Genomic DNA, 13699 nt, shown 5'->3' on the forward strand with positions numbered 1-13699 from the left:
ACGGAAATATCAGAAAAAAACCAGAAAAACCCTTGCAATGCCAGGAAAAGGGTGTTATACTATTCAAGATAACAAGCATGTTTGACTGATAGAGAGTGGGCGGAAGTCCACTCTTTCCATTTTGTTTGGAAAGGTGGGAAGAAAATGGCTAAAAGAGAAGAGTATGAGGCAAAGACAGAAAGCTTTTTAATGCCCCTTATGAAAGAGAACAATTTCGAACTGGTTGACGTGGAATATGTAAAAGAAGCGGGAAACTGGTATTTACGGGCTTATATTGATAAAGAAGGCGGAATTACAGTTGATGACTGTGAAATTATAAGCAGAAAGCTGGGAGACTGGCTGGATGAAAAAGATTTTATTGCAGACAGCTACATTCTGGAGGTCAGTTCCCCGGGACTTGGCAGACCCTTAAAGAAAGATAAGGATTTTAACAGAAGCATCGGAGAAGATGTGGATATTAAGCTGTATAAGCCTTTGAACAAACAAAAGGACTTTACTGGTACGCTGATATCCTTTGACAAGGACACTGTAACCATTGCCCAGGAAGATGGAGCAGAGCTTACGCTCAACAGACCGGAGATCGCACTGATCCGGCTGGCATTTGATTTCTAAACAGTAAGAGATATTAGGAGGATAAAAAAATGAATAAGGAACTGTTAGAAGCACTGAATATTCTGGAAAAGGAGAACAGTATCAGCAAGGAGACCCTGTTGGAAGCAATAGAGAATTCCCTCCTTACTGCTTGCAAGAACCACTTCGGAAAAGCGGATAATATTAAAGTCAGCATCAACCGCGATACCTGTGATTTTAACGTTTCTGCAGAAAAAGAAGTGGTGGAGACAGTTGAAGATCCTCTGCTGCAGATCAGCCTGGCAGATGCAAAGATGACAGATCCCAAATACGATCTCGGAGATGTGATTCATTGTCCTATAGACTCGAAAAAGTTTGGAAGAATTGCCACACAGAATGCGAAGAACGTGATTCTGCAGAAGATCCGCGAAGAAGGCAGAAAATCACTGTTTAACGACTGGTACTGTCAGGAGCGGGAAGTCGTTACTGGTATTGTACAGAGATATCTGGGAAGAAACGTCAGTATCAACTTAGGCAAGGTAGACGCCATTTTAAATGAAACGGAGATGGTAAAGGGAGAAGTATTCAAGGCGACAGAGCGAATCAAGGTTTTTGTTCTGGAGGTGAAGGATACACCCAAAGGACCAAGAATTTCTGTATCAAGAACTCATCCGGATCTGGTAAAACGTCTGTTTGAGTCTGAAGTAACGGAAGTAAAGGACGGAACGGTAGAGATTAAGGCAATCGCAAGAGAAGCTGGTTCCAGAACCAAGATCGCCGTAAAATCCAATGACACCAACGTTGATCCGGTAGGTGCCTGCGTTGGTTTAAACGGAGCAAGAGTGAATTCCATTGTAAACGAGTTAAGGGGAGAAAAAATCGATATTATTAACTGGGATGACAATCCAGCTTACTTAATTGAGAATGCACTCAGCCCTGCAAAGGTAATCTGCGTTGTGGCTGACGAAGTATCCAAAGAGGCACAGGTGATTGTACCGGATTATCAGCTGTCACTGGCAATTGGTAAAGAAGGTCAGAATGCAAGACTTGCGGCAAGACTTACTGGCTACAAGATTGATATTAAGAGTGAAACACAGGCAAGAGAACTTGGTCTTTTTGAAGAACTTGGTCTGGAATATCAGGACAGTGCAAACAACGGCAGCAGCTCCTTCGAGGAAGCGTTGCAGGGTGAATTTCAGGAAGAAGAGTCCGAAGACAGCTACCAGGAATAATAATTAGGATGTGATGGAGACGTGAGTACAAAAAAGGTACCGCTCAGACAGTGTATCGGCTGCGGTGAGATGAAAAATAAAAAAGAGATGATACGTGTTTTAAAAACTTCGGAAGACAGCTTTGTTCTTGATGGAACCGGGCGTAAGAATGGACGGGGAGCTTATTTATGTCCTTCTATGGAATGCTTCAAAAAAGCGGTAAAAAGCAAGGGCTTGGAGCGTTCCTTTAAAATGTCGATTCCAAAAGAAGTTTACGAAGCGTTGGAAAGGGAGATGGAGCAGTTTGGTTAACAGACAGAAAATTCTGAATCTGATCGGGCTTGCAACGAAAGCCGGGAAGATTTCAAGCGGAGAGTTCATGACTGAGAAATCCGTTAAGGCAGGAAAAGCATCGTTAGTGATCGTTTCTGAGGAAGCCTCAGACAATACAAGGAAGATGTTTACCAATACGTGTACTTACTATAAGGTACCAATTTATTTCTTTGGAAGAAAGGAAGAACTGGGTCACGCTATGGGTAAGGAGATGAGGGCGTCTCTTGCTGTCGTGGATAATGGGTTTGCTAAGGCAATCGAGAAACTAATGAATACAAATGCAGGTAGTGAGTGTGAGAATGAGCCTTCACATCTACCAGTATGTGCTGCAGAATGTGCACAGAATGGAGGAAAGCATGAGAGTTTATGATCTGGCAAAAGAACTGGGAAAAGACACGAGTAAGGAGATACTGGATATATTGGAAAAACATAATATAAATTTAAAAAGCTCTTCAAACATCACCGATGAACAGGCATCAATTGTAAAAAAAGAAGTAGGCGCAGGAAGAGGAACTTCACCTGCACGTACGGAAACACCAGGCGGTGATGATTCCGAAGCACCAAAGAAAAAAATAGCGGCTGTATTCAGACCGCAGAATGCACAGATGAAACCACAGGGCCAGGGTACATCAAGACCTGCACAGAAGCCTGCACAGAATATGGGACAGAGAGATGACATGCAGAAAAAGACGGAACAGACATCAGAGAGTACAGTAAGAGAACATAGTACAGTAACACGTGAAGACAGACCACAGGGAAGCTATCAGGGAAATCGCGAAGACAGACCACAGGGCGGCTACCAGGGAAACCGTGAAGACAGACCACAGGGTGGCTACCAGGGAAACAGACCTCAGGGTCAGGGCGGCTACCAGGGAAACCGTGAAGGAAGACCTCAGGGTCAGGGCGGCTATCAGGGAAACAGACCTCAGGGTCAGGGCGGCTACCAGGGAAACCGTGAAGGAAGACCTCAGGGTCAGGGCGGTTACCAGGGAAACAGACCTCAGGGTCAGGGCGGCTACCAGGGAAATCGTGACGGAAGACCACAGGGTCAGGGCGGTTACCAGGGAAACAGACCTCAGGGCCAGGGCGGCTACCAGGGAAACCGGGAAGGAAGACCAGAAGGTCAGGGCGGTTACCAGGGAAGCAGACCTCAGGGCCAGGGCGGCTACCAGGGAAATCGTGATGGAAGACCTCAGGGCCAGGGCGGTTACCAGGGAAACAGACCCCAGGGTCAGGGCGGCTACCAGGGAAATCGTGATGGAAGACCTCAGGGCCAGGGCGGCTACCAGGGAAATCGTGACGGAAGACCCCAGGGTCAGGGCGGTTACCAGGGAAACAGACCCCAGGGTCAGGGCGGTTACCAGGGAAACAGACCTCAGGGTCAGGGCGGTTACGGATACGGAAGACCCCAGGGTCAGGGCGGTTACCAGGGAAACAGACCTCAGGGTCAGGGCGGTTACGGATACGGAAGACCCCAGGGTCAGGGCGGTTATCAGAATGACAAGGACGGCGATAACACCCGTGGAGGAAGACCACAGGGAGCACGTACCAGCAGAGACGGAGCACCAAAGTCTTTTGATACCCCAATCCAGGCAAAGCCTACCAGCAACAGAGCTACAAAGAATAACTACAAGAATGACAGGTTTGATAAGAGAGATAAAGAAGATGCAAGCAAGGGAAGAACAGCTGCCAAGGGCGGAAAAGCAGGAAAAGCTCCGATTCTGCCTCCGGTTCATGTAGAGCCTAAGGTTGAGGAAATCAAGACCATTATCGTACCTGAGATTTTAACCATAAAAGAACTGGCAGAGAAGATGAAGCTTCAGCCATCTGCCATCGTTAAGAAGCTGTTTTTAAAGGGCAAGATCGTTACCCTCAATACAGAGATTGACTTTGAGCAGGCAGAAGAGATCGCAATGGAATACGAAGTACTCTGCGAAAAAGAAGTGAAGATCGATGTTATTGAAGAGCTTCTGAAAGAGGAAGAAGAAAACGTAGAAGATATGGCAGCAAGACCACCGGTTGTCTGCGTTATGGGCCATGTAGACCACGGTAAAACTTCTCTTCTTGATGCAATCCGTCAGACCAGCGTTACCTCCAGAGAGGCAGGCGGTATTACCCAGCACATCGGTGCTTATACAGTTGATATCAGCGGACAGAAGATCACATTCCTCGACACACCCGGCCATGAAGCGTTTACAGCCATGCGTATGAGAGGTGCCCAGTCTACCGATATTGCTATCCTGGTTGTAGCAGCAGACGATGGAGTAATGCCTCAGACAATCGAGGCCATCAACCATGCAAAAGCAGCAGAAGTTGAGATCATTGTTGCCATCAATAAGATTGATAAGCCAAGTGCAAACATTGACAAAGTGAAACAGGAGTTATCTGAGTACGAACTGATTCCAGAAGATTGGGGCGGCAGTACGATATTTGTTCCTGTATCTGCACATACTAAAGAAGGAATCAAAGAACTTCTGGAGATGATTCTTCTGACTGCAGAAGTAAAAGAATTAAAAGCCAATGCTAACCGCCGTGCAAGAGGTCTCATTATTGAGGCAGAACTTGATAAGGGCAAGGGACCGGTTGCTACCGTTCTGGTACAGAAGGGAACCCTTCGCGTAGGCGATACGGTTACTGCAGGTTCCTGCTACGGTAAAGTCCGCGCCATGATGGATGATAAGGGACGGAGAGTAAAAGAAGCAGGCCCATCTACTCCGGTAGAGATTTTAGGCTTAAATGACGTTCCTGGTGCAGGTGATGTCCTGATCAGCACAGAGAATGAGAAAGAAGCAAGAAACTTTGCAGAAACATTTATCTCTGAAGGAAAGAACCGTCTGTTAGAAGATACAAAAGCGAAGCTTTCACTGGATGATCTGTTCACCCAGATTAAAGCTGGTAATGTAAAAGAACTTCCTATCATTGTAAAAGCAGATGTTCAGGGTTCTGTAGAAGCAGTAAAACAGAGTCTTGTGAAGCTGTCCAATGAAGAAGTTATGGTTAAGGTGATTCATGGCGGTGTTGGTGCCATCAATGAATCCGACGTTTCTCTGGCGTCTGCATCCAATGCGATTATCATCGGTTTCAATGTAAGACCTGATGTAACTGCAAAATCAATCGCAGACAGAGAGAAAGTAGATTTAAGACTCTACAAGGTAATTTATCAGGCCATTGAAGACGTGGAATCCGCTATGAAGGGTATGTTAGATCCGATCTTTGAAGAGAAGATCATCGGTCATGCCGTTGTGCGCCAGACCTTTAAGGCTTCCGGCGTTGGTACCATTGCAGGTTCTTACGTAATGGACGGTAAATTCCAGAGAGGCTGCAGCGTACGCATCACCCGTCAGGGAGAGAAGATCTATGATGGTCCTCTTGCATCCTTAAAGAGATTTAAAGATGATGTAAAAGAAGTTGCTACCGGTTATGAGTGCGGTCTTGTATTTGAGAAATTTAATGATATTATGGAAGATGACATGATTGAAGCATATGCCATGGTGGAGGTTCCACGCTAGGAACCCTCCCATGAACGTTCAAAAGATGAGCCCGTTAAAACGGGCTGGTCTTTTTGAATATGCGGGCAGACAGCGAAAGGAATAAGATGCGTAAAAACAGTATAAAAAATACCAGAATTAATATGGAAGTACAGAAGGAATTAAGCCAGATCATCCGTCTGGAAATCAAGGACCCAAGAATTCATCCAATGACGACTGTTGTTTCGGTTGAAGTAACTCCTGATTTAAAATTCTGTAAGGCTTATATCAGCATTCTGGGCGACGAAGAAGCAGGAAAAGCAACCATCGAAGGACTGAAAAGTGCAGAAGGCTACATTCGCCGGGAGCTTGCCCGGAGAGTCAATCTGCGAAATACACCCGAGATCAAATTTATACTGGACCAGTCCATTGAATATGGAGTGAATATGTCCAGACTCATTGACGAGGTTACGAAAGACATCAAAGAGTAAGGAGGTGCCATTGTGAGTTTCCTTGAAACAATTCTCAAAGATGTGAAAGATGTGGCGATTCTTGGCCATGTAAGGCCGGATGGGGACTGTATCGGTTCCTGTCTGGCTGTCTATAATTATCTGGAAGAAAATTATCCGGATATTCATGCAGTGGTTTATTTAGAAGAACCATCTGTGAAATTTTCATATTTAAAAAATATTGACCGCATTGTCAGTGACTTTGGCAGAGACGAAAGCTATGACCTTTGTATCTGCTTAGACAGCAGTGACACGCTTCGTTTTGGCGAGGCGGTTAAGTACTTAAACACAGCGAAAAAAAGCCTGTGTGTAGACCACCATATAACCAATATTGGTTATGGGACAGAGAATGTAGTAAAAGGCGATGCAAGCTCCACCTGTGAAGTTTTATATGGTCTCCTTGATGAAAGCAGGATCAGCAAAGCAGTGGCAGAGTGTATCTATACCGGAATCATTCATGATACCGGTGTTTTCAAGTATGACTGTACATCAGCCAAAACCATGGAAATTGCGGGAAAGATGATGGGAAAAGGAATTAATTTTTCCAGCATTATCGATGACAGCTTTTACAGAAAGACTTATATCCAGAATCAGATTTTAGGGAGAGCTTTATTAGAGAGCATCACCTTTCATGACGGCAGGTGCATTTTCAGTGCCATCAGCAAAAAAGAAATGGATTTTTATGAAGTCGGCAGCGCCGATATGGATGGAATCATTGACCAGCTAAGAATTACAGAAGGCGTGGAGTGTGCCATTTTTATCTATGAAACAGCATGCAGGGAATATAAGGTAAGCCTTCGTTCCACCACAGAGCTTGATGTAAGTAAAATTGCCGTTTATTTCGGCGGGGGCGGACATAAAAAAGCAGCCGGCTGTACTATGACAGGAAGTGTTCACGACGTGATCAACAATCTGTCAGATCAGATAGCAAAGCAGCTTAATTAGGAGATACAGGCAATGGCAGACGGTATTATTAATGTGTATAAAGAAAAAGGCTTTACCTCTCATGACGTCGTGGCGAAAATGAGAGGTATTTTAAAACAGAAAAAAATTGGCCACACAGGAACCCTGGACCCGGACGCAGAAGGAGTACTTCCTGTCTGTCTTGGTAAAGCAACCAAACTGTGTGACATGTTAACAGATAAAACGAAAACCTATGAGGCAGTGCTCCTTCTTGGTATGGAGACGGATACCCAGGATACTACAGGAACTGTATTAAATACGTATCCCGTAGAGGCAGGGGAAGAAGAGGTAAAGGCTGCAGTTATGAGCTTTCTGGGTCATTATGACCAGGTTCCCCCCATGTATTCTGCATTAAAGGTAGATGGAAAGAAGCTTTATGAACTGGCAAGAGCGGGGAAAGAGGTAGAACGGAAAGCAAGACCTGTGGAAATTCTGGATATCCGGATCCAACGGATGGATCTACCCAGAGTGACCATTACAGTCAGCTGTTCCAAAGGAACCTATATCCGCACACTCTGCTATGATATCGGTAAAAAACTGGGATGCGGCGGATGCATGGAATCCCTTTTAAGAACCAGAGTGTCAGATTTTGTGTTAGAGGACAGTCTTACACTTACCCAGATCGAACAGTTACGGGATGACGGAAGCCTGGGAGAGCACATTCTGGCAGTGGACAAGGTTTTTTCATCCTATCCCCAGCTGGTGATGAAAGAGGAGTTTGACAAACTGGTCCATAACGGCAATCCTTTTATGCGTAACCAGGCAGAAGGAGAATACCAGATCTCTGATGGTCCTGTCCGGGTTTATGACAGCACCATGGAGTTTATCGGAGTCTATGAACCAAATGAGGAAGGAAGTCTTTTAAAGCCTCAGAAGGTTTTTCTGGGAGGAAGCAGATGATGGAATATATCACTGGGACCAGAGTGTTTCAGATCGAAGAGCCGGCCGTGGTGACTCTGGGCAAATTTGACGGACGTCACAGAGGCCATAAAAAATTATTGCAGCAAATGCTGGAAATTAAGAAAGAAACGGGATACAGGACGGCAGTATTTACGTTTGACATGTCTCCCGGCACTCTTGTAAACGGAGTACTTCAGAAGGTAATTACCACCAATCTGGAGCGGAAAAACAATCTGGAGAGAGCAGGAATTGACTATCTGGTGGAATACCCCTTTACCAAAGAAACAGCCAGAATGGAGCCAGAAGAATTTGTAAAACAGATTCTTGTGGGACAGATGAATGCCAGAACCATTGTTGTGGGGACAGACTGCTCCTTTGGATATAAGGGTGCAGGAGATGCGGCACTGTTAGAGCAGTTAAAAAGCAAATATGGCTATGAACTGATTGTGATTCCAAAAGAGCAGGACGAGCACCGGGATATCAGCAGCACTTACGTCAGAGAGCAGCTGGATCTTGGAAATATGGAAAAAGCCAATGAGCTGCTGGGAGAACCTTATGCCATTCATGGTGAGGTGGTGCACGGCAACCATATCGGCGGAGCCATCCTTGGGTTTCCAACTGCCAACATCCTTCCTCCTCCGGAAAAACATCTGCCTGTATTTGGTGTTTATGTGTCCCGTGTTTACGTAGATGGAACTTATTACGGGGGGATTACCAATATTGGTAGAAAACCTACAGTAGAGGGGATTTCTCCAGTAGGTGCAGAAACTTACATTTTTGGTATAAATCAGGATATTTATGGAAAGACTATAGAGGTACAGCTTTTACACTTCATCCGTCCGGAACGGAAATTTGAGGGGCTTGAGCAGTTAAAAGAACAGATAGGAAAAGACAGGGAACTGGGATTAGAATATTTGAAGAACCTGCCTGAAACAGAAATCACTCAGTTGCAGTAGGAAAAGGGCATTTTCACCGCCCGTTTCACAATTAAAAAACTTGCGAAGGAAAGTGCATATGACTGACAAAGCATGGAAAGTACTTGGCTTTGCCATCGCCTGCGGGTGTACCGTATGGATGGGAACAGCAGATGTACAGGCCGCAAGAACAGAGACTGACGTCAGAACCGGATCGCCTGTAGCAGGCGTGGAGGTTTATATGGATCAATATCAGCAATCCAGAGAGCAGAAGTCAACGGGAGACACGGCCGGTCTTACGCAGGAAAAAGTGAGGTATGGAACCTTCAACACTATTTTTAACAACCTTGGAGTAGCAGTTGTGGAGGATTCCTTGAACATCAGGAAAGAACCAAAGAACGATGCGGAAATCGTAGGGAAATTAAGAAGCCATGCAGGCAGCAGTGTGCTGTCGGAAGAGAATGGCTGGTATAAAATAAAATCAGGGCAGGTAACCGGTTATGTATACGGAAAATACTTAGCCACTGGGCAGGAGGCCAGAGCAATCGCATATTACGATATGCAGCTGATGCTCCGGGTAGACATTGAGACCCTTCGTGTCCGCAAACAGCCTGATATGAATTCGGAAATTGTTGGAAGAATTCATGAAGGCGAAACGTACCGTTACATTTCCCGTAACGGAGGCTGGGCCAAAATTCAATACAACGGACAAATTGCGTATGCTTATGCGCCGGAGAACGCAACCATTGCCTATACCATTCCGGAGGCAGAGAAAAATGGGGATCTGCGAACCCAGGTCGTAAGCTATGCGGTGAAATTCGTTGGAAATCCATACCGCTGGGGCGGAACAAACCCCAACACAGGCGCTGACTGCTCTGGCTTCATTCAATATGTGATGGAGCATGCGGCAGGCGTCCAGCTGGATCGTACCTCCAGGCAGCAGGCTGCCGAGGGACAGGCGATTCCGTCTTCCAGCATGGAACCGGGTGACCTCTTATTTTATGCCAGCGGCAGGGAAATCGATCACGTTGCCATGTATATCGGGCAGGGAAAGATTGTTCATGCGGCCAACCGAAGAAGCGGGATTAAAATTTCCTCCTGGAATTACAGAAAACCGGTTACCATACGACGGGTAATCGATTAATTAAAAAAACGCAGACAGATGTATGACAATCAGTCATATTCCTGTCTGCATTTTTTGTTAATCTTTCTTTTTTCCCAGATAAGCGGCTTTTACGGATTCATCTGCAAGAAGCTCTTTACCAGGTCCTGACATGGTGATCCGTCCGGTTTCCAGTACATATCCTATATCAGCGGTATGAAGCGCCATGTTGGCGTTCTGCTCGATTAAGAGGACTGTCACACCCTTTTTATTGATCTCTTTAATGATTGAGAAGATATCCTTTACAATCAGTGGTGCAAGACCAAGAGACGGTTCATCCATCATGAGGATTCTCGGGTGGCTCATAAGTGCTCTGGCAACTGCCAGCATCTGCTGTTCCCCTCCGGAGAGAGTTCCGGAAAGCTGCCAGCTTCGTTCCTTAAGCCGTGGGAATAAATCATAGACCCAGTTAATATCCTCATCCAGATTGTCATTTCTTAAATAGGCCCCGATTTTAATATTCTCGATTACTGTCATATCCGGAAATACCCGGCGCCCCTCAGGAACCAGTGCGATTCCCTTTGCCACAATGTCTGGTGTATCCATACCGATTAATTCCTGTCCGTCCAGCGTGATGCTGCTTCCGGCAGAGGGCTTTGCAAGACCTACGATGGAGCGGAGAGTGGTACTTTTTCCAGCTCCGTTTGCTCCGATTAAGGTCACAATGCTTTTGTCCGGTACTTCAAAGGAGATTCCTTTCACGGCTTCGATTCCGCCGTAGTTTACTCTTAAGTTATCAATCTTCAGCATCGTCGCTCACCCCCAGATATGCTTCAATTACCCGTTCATTATTCTGGATTTCATCCGGCGTACCCTGTGCAATCAGTTTACCAAAATCCAGAACGTAGATGCGGTCGGAGATCTGCATAACCAGATCCATATGGTGTTCAATCATTAATACAGTCAGGTGGTAGGAATCCCGGATCTGTTTGATAAAATCAGTCAGCTCCTGGGTCTCCTGGGGATTCATGCCTGCAGCCGGTTCATCAAGAAGGAGAAATTTCGGCTCCGTAGCAAGGGCTCTGGCAATTTCCAGACGTCTTTGAAGGCCGTAAGGAAGAGAAGAGGCAATTTCATCTTTTAAATTGAGTAAGTTCTGCTCTTCTAAAAGAGCGGAGGTTTCTTCCCGCATTCTGGCTTCTTCCCTGCTGTTTAAACGCAGAGTCGCAGAGAATACGTTCTGTTTTGCCCTCATATGCTTTGCAATCAGTACGTTGTCAAAAACAGTCAGCTGACCAAACAGCCTGATATTCTGAAAGGTACGGGCAATTCCTTTTTTTGTTATAATATCCGGTGTGTTGCGTACAATGGAGAGCGGTCTGGGTTTTACTTCTCCCAGATACATTTTCTGCATCTTACCCTTGGGAGTGTTGGAGAGAATGGTTTCGCCCATAAAGTCCACCTGTCCGAAGGTGGGTTCATAAATACCGGTCACACAGTTAAATGCAGTGGTTTTTCCAGCACCATTCGGGCCGATTAAAGCAACGATTTCCCCCTCATTTACGTCGAGAGTTAAGCCGTTTACCGCCACAACACCGCCGAACTGCATGGTAACGTCCTGCATATGAAGTACATTTGCACGGTTTTTTGCTGTCGCTGACATTATGCGTTTTCTCCCTTCTGTGCTTTATTTTTCTTTTTTAGTCTGCCAGGGATTCCTTTTATCAGCCGGAACAATCCATTCCAGGAAAATTCGTTGCTTCCCATAATACCTCTGCGGTAGAAGAGTACCACTGCCATAAGAAGAATGGAGAAGATAACCATACGAAAACCGGAACGGAACAGTGGAATCTGAACGCCTGCAATGTAAAGTGGATTGTCAAAGAATCTCAGCCATTCCCTGCCTGCAGTAACCAGGAAAGATCCGATTACGCTGCCGGTAACGCTGCCGATACCGCCCAGAACCACGATCAGCAGAATATCATAGGTCAGGTTAATGGAAAAGGTCTTGGATTCAATGGAACGCATGAAGATGGCCAGAAGACCTCCGCCTACACCAGTGAAAAAAGAGGAGATAATAAATGCCAGCTCTTTATAACGAAACAGATTCAGTCCCATGGCCTGTGCTGCCACCTCATCTTCCCGGAGAGCCTTAAACGCCCGGCCGTAAGAGGAATTGATTAAAAGTACCATTAACAGGATACAAAGGGCACAAAGTCCGAATGCCACAAACAGGTTTGGGAAACCAGGAATGCTTTTTAATCCGTAAGAACCGTTTGTTACCTTGTTTAACTGGGGGGCAGCGATTACCGCACGGATAATCTCGGAAAATCCCAGAGTTGCAATTGCCAGATAATCGCTTTTTAAGCGGAGAACCGGAATGCCGATCAGGGCCGCAACTCCTGCGGCAAACAGTCCTGCAATAATCAGTGCAAGCCAGTAAGGGCACTGAAGGTTTGCCAGGAAAGGAGCAATGCCGTCTACATAGTAAACGCTGGCTCTGGTTTCCGCAGGGATGGTAAGAATGGCAACTGTATAAGCTCCGATTGCCATAAAACCTGCCTGGCCAAGAGAGAACAGACCGGTAAATCCAGTAAGTAAGTTCATGGAAACGGCTACCACTGCATAAATGGCACTTCGTTCCAGTATAGAGATCTGATAGCTGTACTGGGCGCTGTTAGCCTGTAAAAAGCCCAGGATGCCGATGATGAACAGCAAAGCGATCAGGGTATAGAGTTTGTTTTTGGAAAATGCTTTCTTTTTCATAGATGACACCTCACACTTTATCGGTTGTCTTCTCACCGAACAGGCCGGTAGGCTTGATCAGGAGAATCATGATTAACAGAACAAAGGTAAATGCGTCGCTGAACGTGGAATAACCCATGGCAACCAGAGCTGTTTCCCCAAGTCCCAGGATAAATCCGCCGATTACAGCGCCGGGAATGCTTCCAATACCTCCGAAAACTGCTGCTACGAAACATTTCAGACCAGGTAAAGAGCCGGAGAATGGAAAAACGGTCATACGGTCTGTAAAATACAGGATTGAGCCTACAGCAGCTAAAAGAGAACCGATGGCAAATGTAAAGGTGATAACGCGGTTGATCTTGATTCCCATTAAGGAAGCAGTATCGTAATCCTTGGAAACGGCACGCATTGCCATTCCGATTTTTGTTTTATTAATGAGAACGATCAGGGCGTATACAATGATTAAAGTAAGTACTGGTGTGAGAAATGTTACGAAAGATGCGGAAAGGCCGCCGATTTTAAAGATCTTCTTTAAAAACGGAATTTCCGGATAGCCCTTTGGCAGTGCCGTAAATAAGTAAGTAGCCAGGTTCTGCAGCAGGTAGGAAACACCGATTGCAGAAATCATAACGGACATTCTTGGTGCGGTACGTAAAGGACGGTATGCCACCCGCTCAATGGAAACACCTAAAAAGACGGTGATGAGTAAGACGATGGGAATGGCGATATACCATGGAAACGTTGCCATTGCGAAAATCATAAAATAGCCTGCCATCATAAAGATGTCACCGTGTGCGAAATTGATGAGCCGCAGGATGCCGTAAACCAGTGTGTAACCAATGGCAATCAGTGCGTAAGCACCGCCTAAGGAGATACCGGTCAGGCACTGCTGTAAGAAGGTTGAAAGACTCATGTGGCAAAATGCCTCCTATCTGTTTAGTATGGAATATGCATAAAATCAGCCTCCAAATGGAACGAGTGGGGA

Annotated in this window: 13 protein-coding genes and 1 pseudogene; 10 read left to right on the forward strand and 4 right to left on the reverse strand. The window is 45.8% G+C overall.

From position 1 onward, the window contains the following. Window positions 1-144 precede the first annotated feature (144 nt). From rimP to BXY41_RS05575, 10 genes and pseudogenes are all read left to right on the forward strand, one after another. Complete coding sequence (gene rimP / locus BXY41_RS05530; protein WP_104435545.1) at window positions 145-612, forward strand: ribosome maturation factor RimP; 468 nt, start codon at window positions 145-147, stop codon at window positions 610-612. Window positions 613-641: 29 nt separating this feature from the next. Further along, complete coding sequence (nusA, locus tag BXY41_RS05535) at window positions 642-1802, forward strand: transcription termination factor NusA (protein ID WP_104435547.1); 1161 nt, start codon at window positions 642-644, stop codon at window positions 1800-1802. Between the two features lie 21 nt (window positions 1803-1823). After that, window positions 1824-2093, forward strand: coding sequence for an RNase P modulator RnpM (gene rnpM / locus BXY41_RS05540; protein WP_104435550.1), 270 nt, complete (start codon window positions 1824-1826; stop codon window positions 2091-2093). Beyond that, a pseudogene (locus BXY41_RS05545) lies at window positions 2086-2418 on the forward strand (L7Ae/L30e/S12e/Gadd45 family ribosomal protein); the annotation flags it as partial. The gene rnpM and the pseudogene BXY41_RS05545, both read left to right, overlap by 8 nt. Before the next feature lie 52 nt (window positions 2419-2470). After that, complete coding sequence (gene infB / locus BXY41_RS05550) at window positions 2471-5623, forward strand: translation initiation factor IF-2 (RefSeq protein WP_104435555.1); 3153 nt, start codon at window positions 2471-2473, stop codon at window positions 5621-5623. A gap of 86 nt (window positions 5624-5709) precedes the next feature. Continuing rightward, entirely contained in the window at window positions 5710-6072 is a 363-nt protein-coding gene (gene rbfA, locus BXY41_RS05555; protein ID WP_104435676.1) for a 30S ribosome-binding factor RbfA, read from the forward strand. A 12-nt stretch (window positions 6073-6084) separates the two neighbouring features. Then, complete coding sequence (locus BXY41_RS05560) at window positions 6085-7035, forward strand: DHH family phosphoesterase (RefSeq protein WP_104435557.1); 951 nt, start codon at window positions 6085-6087, stop codon at window positions 7033-7035. A gap of 12 nt (window positions 7036-7047) precedes the next feature. After that, complete coding sequence (truB, locus tag BXY41_RS05565; RefSeq protein WP_104435559.1) at window positions 7048-7953, forward strand: tRNA pseudouridine(55) synthase TruB; 906 nt, start codon at window positions 7048-7050, stop codon at window positions 7951-7953. Further along, window positions 7953-8909, forward strand: coding sequence for a riboflavin biosynthesis protein RibF (ribF, locus tag BXY41_RS05570; RefSeq protein WP_185140342.1), 957 nt, complete (start codon window positions 7953-7955; stop codon window positions 8907-8909). The genes truB and ribF overlap by 1 nt, the downstream gene beginning before the upstream one ends. A 58-nt stretch (window positions 8910-8967) precedes the next feature. After that, window positions 8968-10011: a C40 family peptidase gene (locus BXY41_RS05575; RefSeq protein WP_104435563.1), complete on the forward strand. Its 1044-nt coding sequence runs from the start codon at window positions 8968-8970 to the stop codon at window positions 10009-10011. A gap of 57 nt (window positions 10012-10068) precedes the next feature. On the opposite strand, the gene BXY41_RS05580 is transcribed toward BXY41_RS05575, so the two are convergent. From BXY41_RS05580 to BXY41_RS05595, 4 genes are read right to left on the reverse strand one after another with little or no spacing between them, the layout of a single operon-like run. Continuing rightward, complete coding sequence (locus BXY41_RS05580; protein ID WP_104435565.1) at window positions 10069-10779, reverse strand: ABC transporter ATP-binding protein; 711 nt, start codon at window positions 10777-10779, stop codon at window positions 10069-10071. Beyond that, on the reverse strand, window positions 10766-11632 hold the full coding sequence (locus BXY41_RS05585) for an ABC transporter ATP-binding protein (RefSeq protein WP_104435567.1): 867 nt from the start codon (window positions 11630-11632) through the stop codon (window positions 10766-10768). Before BXY41_RS05585 ends, BXY41_RS05580 begins: the two co-directional genes overlap by 14 nt. Then, window positions 11632-12735, reverse strand: a complete 1104-nt coding sequence (locus BXY41_RS05590) for a branched-chain amino acid ABC transporter permease (protein WP_104435569.1) — start codon at window positions 12733-12735, stop codon at window positions 11632-11634. Before BXY41_RS05590 ends, BXY41_RS05585 begins: the two co-directional genes overlap by 1 nt. Before the next feature lie 10 nt (window positions 12736-12745). Further along, the gene (locus tag BXY41_RS05595; protein WP_104435571.1) at window positions 12746-13627 is read right to left on the reverse strand and encodes a branched-chain amino acid ABC transporter permease; all 882 of its coding nucleotides are present in this window, start codon (window positions 13625-13627) and stop codon (window positions 12746-12748) included. Between the last annotated feature and the right edge of the window lie 72 nt (window positions 13628-13699).

Source organism: Lacrimispora xylanisolvens (assembly GCF_002934545.1).
Lineage (GTDB): Bacteria > Bacillota > Clostridia > Lachnospirales > Lachnospiraceae > Lacrimispora > Lacrimispora xylanisolvens.

Coding starts and splice junctions, on each gene's coding strand:
- rbfA (WP_104435676.1), top strand. CDS start 5,710: ATGCGTAAAAACAGTATAAAAAATACCAGAATTAATATGGAAGTACAG.
- BXY41_RS05595 (WP_104435571.1), bottom strand. CDS start 13,627: ATGAGTCTTTCAACCTTCTTACAGCAGTGCCTGACCGGTATCTCCTTA.
- BXY41_RS05575 (WP_104435563.1), top strand. CDS start 8,968: ATGACTGACAAAGCATGGAAAGTACTTGGCTTTGCCATCGCCTGCGGG.
- BXY41_RS05585 (WP_104435567.1), bottom strand. CDS start 11,632: ATGTCAGCGACAGCAAAAAACCGTGCAAATGTACTTCATATGCAGGAC.
- ribF (WP_185140342.1), top strand. CDS start 7,953: ATGGAATATATCACTGGGACCAGAGTGTTTCAGATCGAAGAGCCGGCC.
- rimP (WP_104435545.1), top strand. CDS start 145: ATGGCTAAAAGAGAAGAGTATGAGGCAAAGACAGAAAGCTTTTTAATG.
- nusA (WP_104435547.1), top strand. CDS start 642: ATGAATAAGGAACTGTTAGAAGCACTGAATATTCTGGAAAAGGAGAAC.
- BXY41_RS05590 (WP_104435569.1), bottom strand. CDS start 12,735: ATGAAAAAGAAAGCATTTTCCAAAAACAAACTCTATACCCTGATCGCT.
- infB (WP_104435555.1), top strand. CDS start 2,471: ATGAGAGTTTATGATCTGGCAAAAGAACTGGGAAAAGACACGAGTAAG.
- truB (WP_104435559.1), top strand. CDS start 7,048: ATGGCAGACGGTATTATTAATGTGTATAAAGAAAAAGGCTTTACCTCT.
- BXY41_RS05580 (WP_104435565.1), bottom strand. CDS start 10,779: ATGCTGAAGATTGATAACTTAAGAGTAAACTACGGCGGAATCGAAGCC.